Origin of the sequence: Enterobacter cloacae complex sp. P13B (assembly GCF_014895915.1) — a bacterium.
GTDB classification, from domain to species: domain Bacteria; phylum Pseudomonadota; class Gammaproteobacteria; order Enterobacterales; family Enterobacteriaceae; genus Enterobacter; species Enterobacter bugandensis.
Genome location: NZ_JADBQN010000014.1, coordinates 59,427 through 76,594, shown reverse-complemented (window position 1 = coordinate 76,594; position 17,168 = coordinate 59,427). Strand labels below are relative to the sequence as shown.

Annotated in this window: 13 protein-coding genes and 2 pseudogenes; 7 read left to right on the top strand and 8 right to left on the bottom strand. The window is 57.2% G+C overall.

What is annotated here, in order from left to right:
- Positions 1-167 precede the first annotated feature (167 nt).
- Entirely contained in the window at positions 168-2,198 is a 2,031-nt protein-coding gene (locus IM273_RS08025) for an alpha-amylase (RefSeq protein WP_193051712.1), read from the top strand.
- Positions 2,199-2,399: 201 nt separating this feature from the next.
- On the top strand, positions 2,400-3,656 hold the full coding sequence (avtA, locus tag IM273_RS08020; protein WP_049137190.1) for a valine--pyruvate transaminase: 1,257 nt from the start codon (positions 2,400-2,402) through the stop codon (positions 3,654-3,656).
- 4 nt (positions 3,657-3,660) lie between these two features.
- Here the strand turns inward: avtA and IM273_RS08015 are convergent.
- Positions 3,661-3,801 (bottom strand): annotated as a pseudogene (locus IM273_RS08015) (IclR family transcriptional regulator C-terminal domain-containing protein); the annotation flags it as partial.
- Here IM273_RS08015 and IM273_RS08010 point away from each other — a divergent pair.
- Positions 3,781-4,205 (top strand): annotated as a pseudogene (locus IM273_RS08010) (class II aldolase/adducin family protein); the annotation flags it as partial. The pseudogenes IM273_RS08015 and IM273_RS08010 overlap by 21 nt on opposite strands.
- On the opposite strand, the gene IM273_RS08005 reads toward IM273_RS08010, so the two are convergent.
- Positions 4,206-5,024 (bottom strand): AraC family transcriptional regulator, encoded by an 819-nt coding sequence (locus IM273_RS08005; protein WP_126300642.1) that lies wholly within the window; start codon positions 5,022-5,024, stop codon positions 4,206-4,208.
- A gap of 225 nt (positions 5,025-5,249) precedes the next feature.
- On the opposite strand from IM273_RS08005, the gene IM273_RS08000 reads away from it, so the two are divergent.
- The gene (locus IM273_RS08000; RefSeq protein WP_193051711.1) at positions 5,250-6,650 is read left to right on the top strand and encodes an MFS transporter; all 1,401 of its coding nucleotides are present in this window, start codon (positions 5,250-5,252) and stop codon (positions 6,648-6,650) included.
- A gap of 10 nt (positions 6,651-6,660) precedes the next feature.
- The gene (locus tag IM273_RS07995) at positions 6,661-8,610 is read left to right on the top strand and encodes a glycoside hydrolase family 127 protein (RefSeq protein ID WP_193051710.1); all 1,950 of its coding nucleotides are present in this window, start codon (positions 6,661-6,663) and stop codon (positions 8,608-8,610) included.
- 43 nt (positions 8,611-8,653) lie between these two features.
- Here IM273_RS07995 and IM273_RS07990 read toward each other — a convergent pair whose 3' ends face one another.
- The 3 genes from IM273_RS07990 to IM273_RS07980 all read right to left on the bottom strand — a co-directional run bounded on the left by IM273_RS07990 (position 8,654) and on the right by IM273_RS07980 (position 10,208).
- A complete protein-coding gene (locus IM273_RS07990) occupies positions 8,654-9,058 on the bottom strand; it encodes a type II toxin-antitoxin system HicB family antitoxin (protein ID WP_045260040.1) in 405 nt (134 codons plus the stop codon).
- Positions 9,059-9,072: 14 nt separating this feature from the next.
- Positions 9,073-9,258 carry a type II toxin-antitoxin system HicA family toxin gene (locus IM273_RS07985; protein WP_041911637.1) on the bottom strand — a complete coding sequence of 62 codons (186 nt, stop codon included), beginning with the start codon at positions 9,256-9,258 and terminating at the stop codon, positions 9,073-9,075.
- 209 nt (positions 9,259-9,467) lie between these two features.
- The gene (locus IM273_RS07980; protein ID WP_059357122.1) at positions 9,468-10,208 is read right to left on the bottom strand and encodes a MipA/OmpV family protein; all 741 of its coding nucleotides are present in this window, start codon (positions 10,206-10,208) and stop codon (positions 9,468-9,470) included.
- A 117-nt stretch (positions 10,209-10,325) separates the two neighbouring features.
- Between IM273_RS07980 and IM273_RS07975 the strand changes: the two genes are divergently transcribed.
- Positions 10,326-11,291: a LysR family transcriptional regulator gene (locus IM273_RS07975; protein WP_193051589.1), complete on the top strand. Its 966-nt coding sequence runs from the start codon at positions 10,326-10,328 to the stop codon at positions 11,289-11,291.
- Here IM273_RS07975 and aldB read toward each other — a convergent pair.
- Positions 11,288-12,826 carry an aldehyde dehydrogenase AldB gene (gene aldB, locus IM273_RS07970; protein ID WP_041911639.1) on the bottom strand — a complete coding sequence of 513 codons (1,539 nt, stop codon included), beginning with the start codon at positions 12,824-12,826 and terminating at the stop codon, positions 11,288-11,290. The genes IM273_RS07975 and aldB overlap by 4 nt on opposite strands.
- A gap of 165 nt (positions 12,827-12,991) precedes the next feature.
- Here aldB and IM273_RS07965 point away from each other — a divergent pair, with 165 nt between their 5' ends.
- Complete coding sequence (locus IM273_RS07965; protein WP_193051588.1) at positions 12,992-13,876, top strand: ROK family protein; 885 nt, start codon at positions 12,992-12,994, stop codon at positions 13,874-13,876.
- Positions 13,877-13,879: 3 nt separating this feature from the next.
- Here the strand turns inward: IM273_RS07965 and selB are convergent, their stop codons facing one another.
- Both selB and selA read right to left on the bottom strand, forming a co-directional pair.
- Positions 13,880-15,718, bottom strand: a complete 1,839-nt coding sequence (gene selB, locus IM273_RS07960; protein ID WP_193051587.1) for a selenocysteine-specific translation elongation factor — start codon at positions 15,716-15,718, stop codon at positions 13,880-13,882.
- Positions 15,715-17,100, bottom strand: a complete 1,386-nt coding sequence (selA, locus tag IM273_RS07955; protein ID WP_193051586.1) for an L-seryl-tRNA(Sec) selenium transferase — start codon at positions 17,098-17,100, stop codon at positions 15,715-15,717. Before selA ends, selB begins: the two co-directional genes overlap by 4 nt.
- Positions 17,101-17,168: the final 68 nt, after the last annotated feature.

Below are 17,168 nucleotides of genomic sequence, written 5' to 3'. Positions count from 1 at the left end.
TAAAAACATCATTCCTGAAAAAATGTGTGCGATATCGCATATAACTGCCTAATTTTGCGCAAGATCACTCATCCTCACGCATCCTCCTGGCAGAAAGCGACAGGGGATGAGTTTTTCCCGCCCGCCTGCTGGCAAACTGGTCAAAAAATCCGCGACAGGAACCAGGAATGAAACGCACCGCAATAGCCTTTCTGATGTTACCCGCACTGGCACATGCCGACTGGTCATCGCCGGGGTTTGACGCATTTCGCGCCGAAGGCACTGGGGTTTTCACCAGCCAGGCAAAGCTTGCGAAGGGTACGCGCCCTCTTACACTGAGTTTTGACAAGACGTGCTGGCAGCCCACAGGCGCGATAAAACTCAATGAGATGCTCTCGCTCAAGCCCTGCGACGGGTCTCCGCCGCAGTGGCGCCTTTTCCGCGACGGTCAATACCAGATGCGGATTGATACCCGATCCGGCACGCCCACTCTGTTGCTGACAATTCAGAGCACCGCAGAACAGCCGGTTGCAAGCGTTATCCGCCAGTGCCCGAAGTGGGACGGTAAGCCGCTGACGCTGGACGTCAGCCATACCTTCCCGGAAGGATCCGTCGTGCGCGACTACTACAGCAAACAGACGGCCACCGTACAAGATGGAAAAATCACCCTGCAGCCAGCCGCCAACAGTAACGGCCTGCTGCTGCTCGAGCGCGCCGAAACCGACAAACCAGCGCCGTTTAGCTGGCAAAACGCCACGGTCTATTTTGTACTGACAGACCGCTATGTGAATGGCGACCCGGGCAACGACAACAGCTACGGTCGCCACAAAGACGGCATGCAGGAAATTGGCACCTTCCACGGTGGCGATCTTAAAGGGCTCGCCAGCAGGCTCGACTATTTACAGCAGCTGGGGGTGAACGCGCTCTGGATAAGTTCCCCGCTTGAGCAGATCCACGGCTGGGTAGGCGGTGGCACCAAAGGGGACTTCCCACACTATGCCTATCACGGCTACTACACCCAGGACTGGACGAAGCTCGATGCCAACATGGGCACCGAGGACGATCTGCGCCATCTTGTTGATGAAGCGCACAGGCGCGGCATTCGCATCCTGTTCGATATCGTCATGAACCACGCGGGCTACGCGACGCTTGCGGACATGCAGGAGTACCAGTTTGGCGCGCTGTATCTGCAGGGTGATGAGCTGAAAAAGACCCTGGGCGACCGGTGGACGGACTGGAAGCCGGGCGCGGGCCAAAGCTGGCATAGCTTCAACGATTACATCAACTTTAGCGACAAAGCCGCATGGGAAAAATGGTGGGGCAAGAAATGGATCCGCACCGACATCGGTGATTACGACAACCCCGGCTTCGACGATTTAACCATGTCGCTGGCGTTCCTGCCGGATCTGAAAACGGAATCCACCGCCCCTTCCGGGCTACCCAATTTCTACCAACACAAGCCCGATACCCACGCGAAAGCCATCCCGGGATATACCCCGCGCGACTATCTCACCCAATGGCTCAGCCAGTGGGTGCGCGACTACGGCATTGACGGTTTCCGGGTGGATACCGCGAAGCACGTCGAGCTTGCGGCCTGGCAACAGTTAAAGGACCAGGCTAGTCAGGCGCTGGCCGCGTGGAAAGGGGCCAACCCGGACAAAAAGCTCGATAACGCACCGTTCTGGATGACCGGCGAGTCCTGGGGTCACGGAGTGATGCAAAGCGACTATTACCGCCACGGTTTCGACGCGATGATCAACTTTGATTATCAGGAGCAGGCGGCAAAAGCGGTGGATTGCCTGGCCGATATGGATCTCACCTGGCAGCAGATGGCGGAAAAACTGCAAAGCTTCAACGTGCTGAGCTATCTCTCCTCCCATGACACACGCCTGTTCCGCGAAGGAGGCCAGCGCGCTGCGGAGCTGCTCCTGCTGGCACCGGGCAGCGTACAAATCTATTACGGTGATGAATCCGAGCGTCCGTTTGGCCCGACGGGGTCTGACCCGCTGCAGGGTACCCGCTCGGATATGAACTGGCAGGACGTGACGGGCAAGCAGGCCTTAACCGTCGCCCACTGGCAAACGCTGGGCCAGTTCCGCGCTCGCCATCCGGCGATCGGTGAAGGCAGACAAACCACGCTGTCGCTGAAAGAGGGGTACGGCTTCGTGCGCGAGCACAAGGGCGATAAGGTGATGGTGGTATGGGCGGGTAATCAATAATTATTCCCCCCTCACCCTGGCCCTCTCCCCGCATGGGGAGTGAGCCGGGGGTGAGGGGTGAAACCCACCAGAACTATTCACTACAAAAATCCCACTCCGCCCTACAAAACAACAAATCCGACCACATCTCCCGATTTGCACCAGCACAGTGCTAGCGTTATGGTTACCCACTTTCAAAATAAGCTCGATAGAACACCTGCTATGACGTTTTCACTTTTTGGCGACAAATTCACCCGCCATTCAGGCATTACTCGCCTGATGGAGGACCTCAACGACGGGCTGCGCACACCGGGTGCCATCATGCTCGGCGGCGGAAACCCGGCGCAAATTCCGGAGATGACAACCTATTTCCAGACGCTGCTCGCGCAGATGCTGGAAAACGGCAAAGCGACCGATGCGCTCTGCAATTACGACGGTCCGCAGGGTAAAACCGAGCTACTGACTCTCCTTGCCAAAATGCTGCGTGAAGAGCTGGGCTGGGATATCGAACCACAGAATATTGCACTAACAAACGGCAGCCAGAGCGCGTTTTTCTACTTGTTTAACCTGTTCGCAGGGCGTCGCGCCGACGGCACCACCAAAAAAGTGCTGTTCCCGCTGGCGCCGGAGTATATCGGCTACGCCGATTCCGGCCTGGAAGAGGATCTGTTCGTCTCCGCGCGTCCGAACATTGAGCTGCTGCCGGAAGGCCAGTTCAAATATCACGTCGATTTTGAACATCTGCATATTGGTGAAGAGACGGGGATGATCTGCGTATCGCGCCCGACTAACCCAACGGGCAACGTGATCACCGACGACGAACTGATGAAGCTGGATGTCCTGGCGAACCAGCACGGCATCCCGCTGGTGATCGACAATGCCTACGGCGTGCCGTTCCCGGGCATTATCTTCAGCGAAGCACGTCCGCTGTGGAACCCGAACATTGTCCTGTGCATGAGCCTCTCCAAGCTGGGTCTGCCGGGCAGCCGCTGCGGCATCATCATCGCCAATGAGAAAATCATCACCGCCATCACCAATATGAACGGCATTATCAGCCTATCACCGGGCGGCATTGGCCCGGCAATGATGTGCGAGATGATCAAACGCCAGGACCTGCTGCGTCTGTCAAATGACGTGATCAAGCCTTTCTATTACCAGCGCGTTCAGGAGACGATTGCGACGCTTCGCCGCTACTTACCGGAAGAACGCTGCCTGATCCACAAACCTGAAGGAGCGATTTTCCTGTGGCTGTGGTTTAAGGATTTACCTATCACTACCGAATTGCTTTACCAGCGCCTGAAAAAGCGCGGCGTGTTGATGGTGCCGGGCGATTACTTCTTCCCGGGTCTGGATAAGCCGTGGCCGCACACGCACCAGTGCATGCGCATGAACTACGTGCCCGATCCGGCAAAAATCGAAGCGGGCGTCAAAATTCTCGCCGAAGAAATTGAAAAAGCGTGGCACGAAGGCAGCCAGTAACACGCTACCCCTCACGCACGTTAAAACCCAGCTCTTTTGATATCGCCTCTGCCGTTTCGCGCAGAGGCTTGAGCAGGTTTTTCTCGCCAACCTGCTTCATGCGGGACGTCGACAACGAAATGGAGATCGCGAAAGCGGCATGATGGTCATCAAGCCGTCCGGCGTGGAGTACGACGTGATGACGGCGGAGGATATGGTGGTGGTGAACATTGCCACCGGTCTGGTGGTCGAAGGCAGTAAAAAACCCTCCTCTGATACACCAACCCATCTGGCACTGTATCGCCGTTATCCGGAGATTGGCGGCATCGTACATACCCATTCCCGCCACGCCACCATCTGGTCGCAGGCGGGACAGGATTTACCCGCCTGGGGCACGACACACGCAGACTATTTCTACGGAGCGATCCCCTGCACGCGGCTGATGAAGAGTGCGCCTATATGGGCCTGTTCTCACGCCAGCTCGCACCACAGTTACCGGCTATGCAGCAGGCGCTGCTGGACAAGCATTATCTGCGCAAGCACGGGGCGAACGCCTATTACGGGCAGTAATCAACCGGAATTAATATGCTCCTTACAGTACCGCCGTTTCCAGACGGCGGGGGTTAACCCGGTATGCTTCGAGAATATCTGCCGGAAATATCCCACGTCGTTAAAGCCGCAGCGCGCTGCGACCTCGGTTAATGACGCAGCGTCGTTGAGCAGGAGTTTTTCCGCCGCCCTGACGCGCTGGCGATGTATCGCCTCCGTCAGGGTTAAATGGAAAGTCCGGCGAAAGACGCGCCCGAGATAATCTGCATTACAGTGCAACGCTTTTGCCAGCTGCGAGGTGGATATCGGTAAATGAAACTGCGTGCGAATAAGCTGTTTTGCCTTCCATGCCATCGCCGCGCCGGCCTGATCTGCGCTGTCTTCATATCCTGAAGAGTTCGACACCTGCTGTAAAATCAATAATAAAATCATCTCCAGCGCCATGCTACGCCGTAATTTCTCCTGCTCGCTGAGGAATTGACGAAAGAGCGCAATCACATATTCCGCATCCCTTACGCGGCAGTGTTGTTCTATTGCCAGAGGAGCAGCGTTGGGTAACGTTGGATCTTGCGGCTCCACCTCAAAATGCAGCCAGTAAAAGCGCAGGTCCGCCGGGAAATCCTCCACGCCCACATGCCGACGCTGCGGCCAGAGCAATAAACTCTCTCCCGCATTAACATCAAAAACATGATTTTCTTCCTGGATCGTTAAAGTCCCTTTTTCGACAAAAATAATCTCCCACGATGTTAATTTTCGCGCAGGGTGGCGGCCCACTCCGCGGGAGATAAATAGCCCGCCATTTTGAACCTTAACCGGAAGCGCTATGGATAATTCGAGCATGGATATTCACCATTCCGCTTTTATTGTCGTTAATATTCGACTTACCCGTTGATTATTAATCAATATTAAAATATCTGTCCGATCGGAATCACATTTTTATCATCAGGTCGGAATCGTCACCTTTTTATACTTTTCCCTTCCCTTGTTGGCCTTCCCGTTCGATGCAGAATAAAGAGGTACCCAGCATAAATACGATAATAAATTCGATCTCCGAGGAGTTACTTCATGACTTCCACACCGATTACAGACGCAGACGCTGCAAAACAGAAAGTCGATGACCGGCTGTCCGTCCGCGAGAAAATGGGCTACGGCCTGGGCGATGCGGGCGGCACGGTAATTACCTGCCTGATCATGAACTTTCTGACCTTTTTCTATACCGATGTATTTGGTCTCACCCCTGCGCTGGTGGGCACGCTGTTTATTGCCCTTCGCGTGTTTGACGCCATTTCCGATCCGGTGATGGGCGTCATTGCTGACCGCACGCAGAGCCGCTGGGGCCGATTTCGTCCCTGGCAGCTGTGGGTCGCCGTCCCGATAGGCATTATCGGCGTAATGACCTTCACCGTTCCGGAAGCCAGCATGGGCGTGAAAATCGCCTGGGCGTTCGGCACCTATTTGCTGTTATCCGTGGGCTATACCGCCATCAACGTGCCCTACTGCGCGCTGATCAACACCATGACCACCCGCCACAACGAGGTGATCGCCTGCCAGTCCTGGCGCTTTGTGCTGTGCGGCGTGGCGGGCTTTCTGGTCTCCGTTGGCCTGCCGTGGCTGGTAGCGGAGCTGGGTCAGGGCGATGCCGCGAAGGGTTATCAACTGGGCGTTGGCGTGCTGTGCGCTATCGCCGTGGTGATGTTCTTGTGCTGCTTCTTCTGGGTTCGCGAACGCGTTCCGCTGGCGCTGATGGGCAAATTCACCCTGCGCGAGCACCTGGCGGGCCTGCGTAAAAACGATCAGCTGCTGCTGATGTTGTTGATGTCGTTTCTGCTGATCAACGTCTTCAACATTCGCGGCGGTGGATATATGTACTTTATCACCTACGTGCTTCAGGGCAGCACGGCGTACACCTCGCTGTTTTTCACCATGGTGACCTTTGCCGCTATTCTGGGCGCGGTGATCGTCAGCCCGCTGTCGCGCCGTATTGATACCGTCAAACTCTACTACTACACCAACCTGGCGCTCGCTGCGCTTGCGGTGGGCATGTGGTTTCTGCCGGGTGGCCCGGCGCATCAGACGCTATGGCTGATCGTCATTTTAAGCAACGGCGTGATCCTGGGCTTCACTCTGCCGCTGCACTTCTCGCTAATGGCCTTTGCCGATGACTACGGCGAGTGGAAAACCGGCGTGCGTTCGTCGGGCATGAACTTCGCCTTCAACCTGTTTTTCATCAAGCTTGCGTGGGCGTCAAGCGCCGGGATTATCAGCCTGGTGTTTATTGCCGTGGCCTATCAGCCAGGCGCGGGCAACCAGACGCCAGCCTCACTGCAGGGCATCACCGCCATGGAGACGCTGCTGCCTGCCCTTGTCCACCTGCTGCTGGCGGTCGCTATCCGCTGGTGCAGGCTTAATAACCCAATGATGTCGCGCATTTCCACCGACCTGCGCCAGCGTCACGTACCGTCCTGAGGAGAATGCTATGTCCATAATGGAATCCGACCTGCACCAGCTGAAAATCAACGATCCGTTTCTCGGGCAATATCAACGGCTGGTCCGTGACGTGGTGATCCCTTACCAGTGGGATGCGCTAAACGACCGCGTGGCGGAGGCCGAACCCAGCCACGCCATCGCTAACTTCCGCATCGCGGCCGGGCTGGAACAGGGGGAGTTTTACGGGATGGTGTTTCAGGACAGCGACGTGGCGAAATGGCTCGAAGCCGTGGCGTGGTCGCTGTGCCAGAAGCCGGATGCAGCACTGGAAAAAACCGCCGACGAGGTGATTGAGCTGGTCGCGGCGGCGCAGTGTGAAGATGGCTACCTCAACACCTACTTTACGGTAAAAGCCCCCGAGGAACGCTGGACGAATCTGGCCGAATGCCACGAGCTGTACTGCGCCGGGCATATGATTGAAGCGGGCGTGGCGTATTTCCAGGGAACCGGAAAACGTCGCCTGCTGGACGTGGTGTGCAGGCTGGCGGACCATATCGACAGCGTGTTTGGCCCGGGAGAAACACAGCTACACGGTTACCCTGGTCACCCGGAAATCGAGCTGGCGCTGATGAGGCTGTACGACGTCACGCAGGAGCCGCGTTATCTCAATCTGGTGAAATACTTTATTGAAGAACGCGGCGCGCAGCCTCACTTCTACGATAGCGAATACGAGAAGCGCGGCAAAACATCTTACTGGAACACCTATGGTCCGGCGTGGATGGTCAAGGACAAAGCCTACAGCCAGGCGCATCTGCCCCTTGCGGAACAACAAACGGCCATCGGCCATGCCGTGCGTTTCGTCTATCTGATGGCGGGCATGGCGCATCTGGCGCGCCTGAGCAACGACGAAGGTAAACGCCGGGACTGTCTGCGTCTGTGGAACAACATGGCGCAGCGCCAGCTGTACATTACCGGCGGGATTGGCTCGCAGAGCAGCGGCGAGGCGTTCAGCAGCGATTACGATCTGCCCAACGATACGGTTTACGCCGAAAGCTGCGCCTCAATCGGCCTGATGATGTTCGCCCGCCGGATGCTGGAGATGGAGGCAGACGGCCACTACGCCGACGTGATGGAGCGCGCGCTGTACAACACGGTGCTGGGCGGGATGGCGCTGGACGGTAAGCATTTCTTTTATGTCAATCCACTGGAAGTGCATCCGAAAACGCTGGCCTTTAACCATATCTATGACCACGTGAAGCCGGTGCGTCAGCGCTGGTTCGGCTGCGCCTGCTGCCCGCCGAATATCGCCCGCGTGCTGACCTCGCTGGGGCACTACATTTATACCGTTCGTCCGGATGCGCTGCTGATAAACCTGTACGTGGGGAACGACGTCGCCATTCCGGTGGGCGATAACGCCCTACAGCTGCGCATTAGCGGTAACTATCCGTGGCAGGAGCAGGTGAAGATCGAAATCACCTCGCCGGTTCCGGTCACCCACACGCTGGCACTCAGGCTGCCGGACTGGTGCGCGGAGCCTGTCGTTTCGCTGAATGGCGAAGCCATTACCGGTGAAGCGTCACGCGGATATCTCTACCTCAACCGCCGCTGGCAGGAAGGCGACACCCTGACCCTGACGCTACCGATGCCGGTCCGCCGCGTGTACGGTAACCCCCAGGTGCGCCAGCAGGCGGGTAAAGTCGCGCTACAGCGCGGGCCGCTGGTTTACTGCCTGGAAGAAGCTGATAACGGCGCCAACCTGCATAACCTCTCCTTGCCCCGAGATAGCGAGTTCCGGGTGTATGAAGGCAAAGGCATTTTCGCGCATAAGATGCTAATACAGACAGAAGGGATTGGGTGTCACATGAAGGAAACGGATGCGTTGTGGCAGTACGACCGCTCGCCGGTACAGCGTCAGCCCCGTACGTTGACCTTTATTCCCTGGTTTAGCTGGGCTAACCGGGGAGCAGGGGAAATGCGGATATGGGTGGATGAAGGCTGAATAGCGGCGGTCTGTTGCCCTCACCCACGGGAGAGGTTGAACGCTATGGCAGCACGCGACGTGCTGCCTCAGCCAGAAATGCGCTTCGATTACCGAACTGAGGATGCTCGCTGACAAAGGAATCAATCTTTACCAGCAAACGTCGAGGCATCGTGATGTTAATACGCTCGGCTCTGCCGTCAAACTGCTTCATATTAATATCCACCAGCAACCATTGCCCGCCCGTGAAGTCGTCAGGGTGATTTTCAAGGTGCACTTCGACATTTCCCGGAAGAGGCAATGCTTCATCCATTTCAAACAGCGCTTCGAAGTGCGCGGTGAGCGCCTCACGTGCATCCTGAAAAGCGTCGTCCAGGGAATCACCTGCAAAAAAACAGCCTGGAACGTCAGGAAAAAAGCCGCTGGCGCTACCGTCGGTGTCAGAATGAATGTAAGCCGGATAAAACATAACTACTCCTGATATCAGTGTTTAATTCCCGCCTGCCGCCATATCTGCGCGAGCGTGCCCGGTTTAATATCCTTCTTAGGATGTGGGACAGTAACCAGCCCTTTCTGTTCGGGATGGCGAAACTGATGATGGCTTCCTTTCGTTCTGACACATTTCCAGCCGTGGCCGATCAGAACGGTAATGACATCCGCACTTTTCACATCCCAGCCCTTCCATGATTATACACATGATACACACCATTGCTATCGGGTCGAATCACATTAGCGCATAAGGAACATCAGTGCAGCCGTGTTTTGGCGGAACAGGAAGAAGCATCGAGAAATGAAAAAGGAATACGTTGTATTGCAGATAAAAATGCAGGCAAGATCGTAGGCCGGGCAAGGCAACGCCGTCGCCCGGCTTTACCGCATCAGAAGCGCCAGGTCAGGCCGGTCATTAGCGCGAAGCTATCATCGCGGTCGATCATCGGGCTGTTCTTCACGTCATCAGGCAACACGGTGTAGACCGCGCTGGCGTTGAGGTACAGCTTCTGGGTTAACTGATATTTAGCTGCCAGACCAACGTAGGGCGTCCAGCTGTCGCCGGCGGTGTATTGATCCAGCCCTGAGCGGCGTGACTCGCTGCCGGATACGCCGTAGTAGTAGTCGTTATAGCTCTCGTCGCTGTAAAAAACACCGACAGAAGGCGTCAGGGTCAAACGCTCCATCCTGATTGGACGGAAGTAGGATACCTCGCCCACCACGCCGCCGCTTTCATCCGTGGCATCGCCTGAAACCGCCACTTTCAGAGAACCCCAGCTTTCGTGGTGGTAGTACGCACCGCCGAGGAACGCAGAGGCTTTACGCTCATCAAGCTGCTTCATCTGGTGGTCGTCGTTATCATCCGGATCAAAATGCAGCGGCATCCAGGATGCGGTCAGGCTGAGTTCATTTTTTGCGTCTTTCCACAGGATCCATCCGCCCGTGGTCTGGCGAACATAGAAGCGATCGCCCTCATAGCTAATTAACGGCACCGCGGTGGTATTTTCGTTATAGCCTTTATAAGGAGACTCATTAAATACGGCCCCCGCGCCAAGTGAAAAGTCACCGGCCATTGCAGAAGAGGTTGCAAATAACGTGGCAGCAATCAGTAAATTGTATTTAATAGTCATGTGAAGTAATCCATTTATACGCCAAATAAGCGGGGCGAATAATAATGGTTACAAATTTGCCGGTGCAACGCTGCAGTTTATATAATATTATATATAAAATCATATAGATGGGTGCGCATGATGAATAAATTACAGATAAAGCCACGCGAGTTAAAAATAATCTCCGTCATCGCAGCCACCCACAGCATTGGTGATGCCGCCGCCCTGCTGGGCATGGCGCAGGCCAACGTCAGTAAATATCTCTCGGATTTTGAAACGCGGGTTGGGCTTAAGGTTTTTGAGCGCACGACCCGCCAGCTCGCTCTGACGCAGTTCGGTGAGGCGTTGCTCCCCTATGCCGACGCCACGCTGAACAAAAACACGCAACTTATTAATTTCATTGCCGATTATAAGCATGAAAAGCGTGGAAAAGTCACGATTTACGCCCCAACGGGCATTGTGACCTATCTCGCGCGCCACGTGATCCACCAGATAAAGGACATCGGGGACATTCGCATTTCCCTTAAAACCTACAACCTGGACCGCAACGAATATTCAGAAGGTGTGTCCTTCCCGGATGACTGTGATATTTTAATTACCTATGCGCAACCGAAAGATGAAAGTCTGGTCGCCAGCGTGTTAGCAAAATATTCCGTCACTGCATTCGCAACCCAGGAATATTTAAATAAACATCCTTTAACCGGACCTGAAGATTTAATTAATCACTCCTGTATTCTGATCGACTCCATGCTGGTCGATGACGCCAACATCTGGCGTTTTCGCATGCATGGCAGTGATGATGTGCATGATTATCGGGTAACCGGAAACTATATTTGCGACAATACCCAGACGGCTCTGGAGCTGGCAAGAAATAACCTTGGCATTGTGTTCGCGCCGAAAGAAAGCCTGAAGAAGGAATTAACGCAAGGCACGCTGGTCCCCTGTTTCCCGCATCAGGAAGAGTGGTGGCTCGATCTGACCGCCATCTTCCGCAAGCGCGAATATCAGCCCTGGCGCGTACAATATGTTCTGGATGGCGTCCTCAACTGCCTGCGCCAGCAAATTGCTCAGGCCGTCCATGGACGGCCTGAACTGGGCGATTAGAACAGCCCCAGCGGTTTATCGGAGTAGCTGACAAGCAGACATTTCGTCTGCTGGTAATGCTCCAGCATCATCTTGTGCGTTTCACGCCCGATGCCCGATTGCTTATACCCGCCAAATGCCGCATGAGCCGGATAGGCGTGGTAGCAGTTGGTCCATACGCGTCCCGCCTGAATGCCTCTGCCCATTTTATAGGCCAGGTTGCCGTTGCGGCTCCAGACTCCCGCCCCCAGGCCATACGGCGTGTCGTTGGCAATCTCCAGCGCCTCCTCCATCGTTTTGAAGGTAGTCACCGCCAGCACCGGTCCGAAAATCTCCTCCTGGAAGACGCGCATGTTGTTCTGCCCGAACAGGATCGTCGGCTCAAGGTAATACCCTTCCTGCAGATCTCCGCCGAGCACCTTACGACGACCGCCGGTCAGGATATCCGCCCCTTCCTTCTTGCCGATATCGATGTAGTTGAGGATAGTCTCAAGCTGGCCATGCGAGACCTGCGCCCCCATCTGCGTAACGTTATCGAGCGGGTTACCGCTGCGGATAGACTCGACGCGGCGAATGGCCCGTTCCATAAAGCGCTCGTAGATGGACTCCTGCACCAGCGCGCGGCTTGGGCAGGTGCAGACTTCGCCCTGGTTAAAGGCAAACAGCGCAAACCCTTCCAGCGCCTTGTCGAAGAAAGCGTCCTCTTCCTCCATCACGTCCGCGAAGAAGATGTTCGGGGACTTCCCGCCCAGCTCGAGGGTCACTGGAATAATGTTTTGCGTGGCGTACTGCATAATCTGCTGGCCCACTTCCGTCGACCCGGTAAACGCCACTTTAGCGATCCGTTTTGAGGTGGCCAGATATTCCCCTATCTCACCGCCCGCGCCGTTCACCACGTTAATCACCCCCGGCGGCAGAAGATCGGCAACAATTTCCATCAGCAGCAGGACAGAGAGCGGGGTTAAACGCGCCGGTTTAAGCACAATGCAGTTCCCGGCGGCCAGCGCGGGCGCCATTTTCCAGCTCGCCATCAGCAGCGGGAAGTTCCACGGAATAATTTGCCCGACGACCCCCAGCGGCTCGTGGAAGTGGTACGCCACGGTGTCGCTATCTACCTCGCTTATTCCGCCCTCCTGCGCGCGAATACAGGAGGCAAAATAGCGGAAGTGGTCGATAGCCAGCGGCACGTCTGCCGCCATCGTTTCCCGGATCGGCTTGCCGTTATCCCAGGTTTCCGCCGTCGCCAGCAGCTCCAGATTCTGCTCCATCCGGTCGGCGATTTTGAACAAAATGGCCGCGCGCTCCTGAACGGAGGTATGGCCCCATTTATCTTTCGCTTTGTGCGCCGCATCCAGCGCCAGATCGATATCCCGCTTGCCGGAGCTGGCAATCTCGCACAGCGGCTGGCCGGTAACGGGCGTCAGGTTGGAATAGTATTCGCCGTCGACGGGGGCCACCCAGTCGCCGCCGATAAAATTGTCATAACGGGGCTTCAGCTTGAGGGGAAAACCATACTCGCCGGGCTGGATACGCGAAGAGGGAGGATTGTTTGTCATGACCGTCTCCTTGCTGTTGGTGTACAACAAGGGTAGTCCCGGCTGGCGGTTTTCTCGCCAGTGGGTGACGAGTTTACGAGCCGTATCACGGATTACCGTACTTTACGTTTCGTTTCTGCCACTGAGCCATACTTAACAGCTCAAGGGCTCATGAGGAACGATGCGATGCAGCTGTTTATCGGTTTTGACGTAGGCGGAACCCACATCAAACACGGCGTGATTGATGAAAATGGCAAGGAGCTGACGACGGACGAGTACGATACTCCTGAGGATAAAAACACCTTCAAAAAGAAGTGGAAAGCGGTAGTTGAAGCGTATCAGGACGAACACGACATCGTCGGTATCGGCGTGAGCTTTCCCGGCCATATTAACCACCACAGCGGCGAAGCGGCAAAAGCGGGCGCGCTCGACTATCTCGACGGTGAAAACCTGTGCGCACTCTTCGCCGGGCTGACCGATCTTCCCGTCACCGTGGAAAACGACGCCAACTGTGCGGCGCTGGGCGAGCGCTGGCAGGGCGCGGGTAAGGACTACGAGCATTTCGTCTGCATCACTATCGGCACGGGCATCGGTGGCGGGATTGTGATGGAAGGCGATCTTTATCGCGGGTCGCATTACCGCGCCGGCGAATTTGGCGTGCTGCCCGTGGGTAATAACGGCGAACCCATGCATGACGTGGCGTCGGCCAGCGGCCTGATGAAAGCCTGCCGCCGCGCGCTGGCCGTATCAGAAGAAGAGATGCCTGACGGCGAGGAACTGTTTAAACGCATGGAGAGCGACGTGCATCTGCGTGAGGCCATTGAGGAGTGGGCCCATTGCCTCTCGCGCGGCGTTTACAGCGTAATCTCGATGTTCGATCCACAGGCAGTGCTGATTGGCGGCGGGGTAAGCGAGCAGGAGAAAATCTATCTCCTGCTCGATAAGTACCTGCAGCGATTCGAGGAGTGGGAGGCGCTCAAGGTGCCCATTCTGCCCTGCGAGCTGGGTAACCAGGCGGGGAGGCTGGGCGCGGTATGGCTGGCTAAGCAGAAACTCTCCCGCCGCACGTAGCGCTCAGGGGAACAGCTGCGCGTCGCGAAGCAGATGGTCATTACCCCGGCGACGCGTAAAACCGATGCGGTTGAAATATTCCAGGATCTGGATCGCCAGCTTGCGGCCAACGTTCAGCCGGTCGCGGAAATCGGCTGCGCAGGTGGAGCCGCGCGCCTGATCCAGTTCGCGGATCAGGTTAGCAAACGCCACAATGCGATCGTTACGGTAATAACGATCTTTCACTATCGCGACTATCAGCCCCTGCTGCGCCGCATGGCGCAATACCTGGCGCATCACCTGCTCGTCGGTGTTCGTTTCACGCGCCAGATCGCGAACCCACCACGGTTCATCGCCAAACAGCGAGGCCACTTTTTGCCAGATTGCCTCCTGCTCTGCGGTGAACCCGGCTTTGTGATCCGGCAGATGCAGCCAGCCGTGATGGCTTTTAATCACCCCGCTTTCGCGCATGTTTTCAATCAGCAGCAGCACCAGCGCATCGTCTTCCATCGGCAGCGCCATGCGTCGCAGGCGCTCGCGACCAGGACCGGGTTCATCCTGATGCTGTTCATGGTAAGTGGCGAGCGTGTTCAGGATCTTACGCTGCCAGTTTGCCGCAACCGGCGCATCGAGCAGGCTGTTGCCGGCCTGAATAAAGCCCGGCTGTTGGGTCAGCTGATGCAACCCTTCGCCGCTCAGCTGGCGTGCCCATGCAAAATCACTCAGGCTCACGGCCCCGCGCTCAAGATGCACCCGCAGCGCGGCGTTATCATCCTGAGCCTGTGCAAGCGCAGCCAACCATTGCAGGTATTCAGGCTTACGCTTGCCGCGTCGCGGCGGTTTCAGCGTCACTACCCGCGCCCCGGCCAGCGTTTCCCGTGCGGAAATGTCCCGCAGTACCAGACGGTCGTTATCCGCCAGCCAGAGCGGCGAATCAAAAACCAGTTCGGCAAGATCGTTTTCCAGCAGGGACACGCGCCCGGTGATATGGCTGGCCGCGTGGTGAATATGCAGCGGCTGCCATTGAGTCAGCGGGACGTTTGTCTGCAGGGAGACGATGACGCGTTCAGACGGCTCGGGCGGGGCGTCGGCCAGCAGCCAGTCGCCGCGGTTAAGCTGCTCTTTTTCCGCATCCCCGGCAATGTTGAGCGCGATCCGCTGCCCGGCGTGGGCGTGCTCCGCAGGCTGATTTTGTGCATGTAAGCCGCGCACGCGCATCGGTTTATTAACGCCCGTCAGCCAGAGGCTATCGCCCACCTTCACTTCACCGCTTAACGCCGTACCGGTGACCACCAGCCCCGCGCCTTTGACGGTAAACGCCCGGTCAATCGCCAGACGGAAGCGGTGATGGCTGGCGTGGTCTCGCGACGAAAGCTGCTGCAAATGGTGGCGAAGTTCGCCGATACCGCGCCCTTCTGTCGCTACGGTGACAAAAAGCGGTGCATCGGCAAAACCATATTCCCGTAAGGTCGCCTGCACCGCTTCGCGCACCTCGTTGACGCGCGCGTCGTCAACGCGATCGGCTTTCGTCAGCGCCACGGTCAGCTGCGGGTTGCCTGTCAGCTGGAGGATCGCCAGATGCTCACGGGTTTGCGCCATCACGCCGTCATCGCAGGCCACCACAAGCAGGGCATGATCGATGCCCCCCACGCCCGCCAGCATGTTGGAAAGAAATTTTTCATGCCCCGGAACATCAATAAAGCCCAGCACGCGGCCATCGGGCTGGGGCCAGTAGGCATAGCCAAGATCGATGGTCATGCCGCGCTTTTTCTCTTCCGGCAGACGATCGGCGTTTATGCCGGTAATTGCCTGCAGTAACGTGGTTTTTCCGTGGTCGACGTGACCGGCGGTGGCAATAATCATTTCAACAACATCTCCAGAAATCGCTCTTCATCTTCAAGGCAGCGCAGATCCAGCCACATGCGGCCGTCGTAAATCCGTCCGATAACCGGCGTCGGCAGGCCACGCCAGCGCAACGACAGGGCCTCAAGGCGGCTACCGCGCCCGTCACGCGGGGTGAAAGTGAGCGCTTGACTCGGCAGCCTGTCCACCGGCAGCGAACCGCTGCCAATTTGCGACTGGCAGGGCTCAATGCGAACGTCAAAATCGGGGTAGTGCGGGGCAACGCGCGGCAGCAGCCGTTCGGCCTGGGCGCGAATCGAGGCGGCATCCCGGCTTAACAGGCGCAGCGTGGGCAGGCGGTCAGCCAGTTTCTCCGGGTGGAGATAGAGGCGCAGCGTCGCGTCCAGCGCGGCAAGGATCATTTTATCGGCCCGCAGGGCGCGCTTGAGCGGGTGCTGCTGCAGCTGCGCAATCAGCTCGCGCTTGCCGACGATAATTCCGGCCTGCGGCCCGCCCAGCAGTTTGTCGCCGGAAAAGCTGACCAGGCTCACGCCCGCCGCAATCATCTCTTGCGGCATCGGCTCTTTAGGCAGCCCGTACTGGCTGAGATCCACCAGCGAACCGCTGCCGAGATCGGCAATCACCGGAATATTCAGCTCGCGCCCAATCGCCGCCAGCTCGGCCTCTTCAACCGTTTTGGTGAAGCCTTCAATATGATAATTGCTGGTGTGGACCTTCATCAGCAGGGCGGTGTTTTCATTCACCGCCGCGCGATAATCTTTCGCATGGGTACGGTTAGTCGTACCCACTTCATGCAGCGTGCAGCCCGCCTGGCGCATCACGTCCGGGATGCGAAACGCCCCGCCAATCTCCACCAGCTCGCCGCGGGACACCACCACCTCTCTGCCGCTCGCGGTCGCCGCCAGCATCAACAGCACCGCCGCCGCGTTGTTATTCACAATGCAGGCATCTTCCGCACCGGTTAGCTGGCAGAGCAGATCCGCCAGCGCGCGATCGCGATGCCCGCGCCCGGCGCCGTCCAGATCGTACTCCAGCGTCACCGGCGAGCGCATGGCCTGCACGACCGCAGCCACCGCCTCTTCCGCCTGCTGGGCGCGTCCCAGGTTGGTGTGCAGCACGGTCCCCGTCAGGTTGACCACCGGGCGTAACGCGCTTTGCGCCTTCTCACCCAGCCGATGCTCAACTTCCTGCTCCCACGCTGCACACCAGTCGGGCAAGGCGTTTTCGGCCTGGATATGGCCTCGGGCTTCATCCTGAAGCAGACGTAACATCTCCACCGTCGCGGTATGGCCGAAGCGCTCAACGGCAGCGTGAATGCGGGGCTCGCGAAGAAGTCGGTCGGTCGCGGGGATCTGGCTGTACAGCGAATGATGAGTAGTCATGAAAGCGCCTGGCGAGTAAATATCTTCCCCCCTCCCGACGGGAGAGGGAGTTAACATATGGAGGGATT

Coding starts and splice junctions, on each gene's coding strand:
- avtA (WP_049137190.1), top strand. CDS start 2,400: ATGACGTTTTCACTTTTTGGCGACAAATTCACCCGCCATTCAGGCATT.
- IM273_RS08025 (WP_193051712.1), top strand. CDS start 168: ATGAAACGCACCGCAATAGCCTTTCTGATGTTACCCGCACTGGCACAT.
- IM273_RS07990 (WP_045260040.1), bottom strand. CDS start 9,058: ATGTTTTATCCGGCTTACATTCATTCTGACACCGACGGTAGCGCCAGC.
- selB (WP_193051587.1), bottom strand. CDS start 15,718: ATGATTATTGCCACCGCCGGTCACGTCGACCACGGAAAAACCACGTTA.
- IM273_RS08000 (WP_193051711.1), top strand. CDS start 5,250: ATGACTTCCACACCGATTACAGACGCAGACGCTGCAAAACAGAAAGTC.
- IM273_RS07975 (WP_193051589.1), top strand. CDS start 10,326: ATGATGAATAAATTACAGATAAAGCCACGCGAGTTAAAAATAATCTCC.
- aldB (WP_041911639.1), bottom strand. CDS start 12,826: ATGACAAACAATCCTCCCTCTTCGCGTATCCAGCCCGGCGAGTATGGT.
- IM273_RS07980 (WP_059357122.1), bottom strand. CDS start 10,208: ATGACTATTAAATACAATTTACTGATTGCTGCCACGTTATTTGCAACC.
- IM273_RS07995 (WP_193051710.1), top strand. CDS start 6,661: ATGTCCATAATGGAATCCGACCTGCACCAGCTGAAAATCAACGATCCG.
- IM273_RS07965 (WP_193051588.1), top strand. CDS start 12,992: ATGCAGCTGTTTATCGGTTTTGACGTAGGCGGAACCCACATCAAACAC.
- selA (WP_193051586.1), bottom strand. CDS start 17,100: ATGACTACTCATCATTCGCTGTACAGCCAGATCCCCGCGACCGACCGA.
- IM273_RS08005 (WP_126300642.1), bottom strand. CDS start 5,024: ATGCTCGAATTATCCATAGCGCTTCCGGTTAAGGTTCAAAATGGCGGG.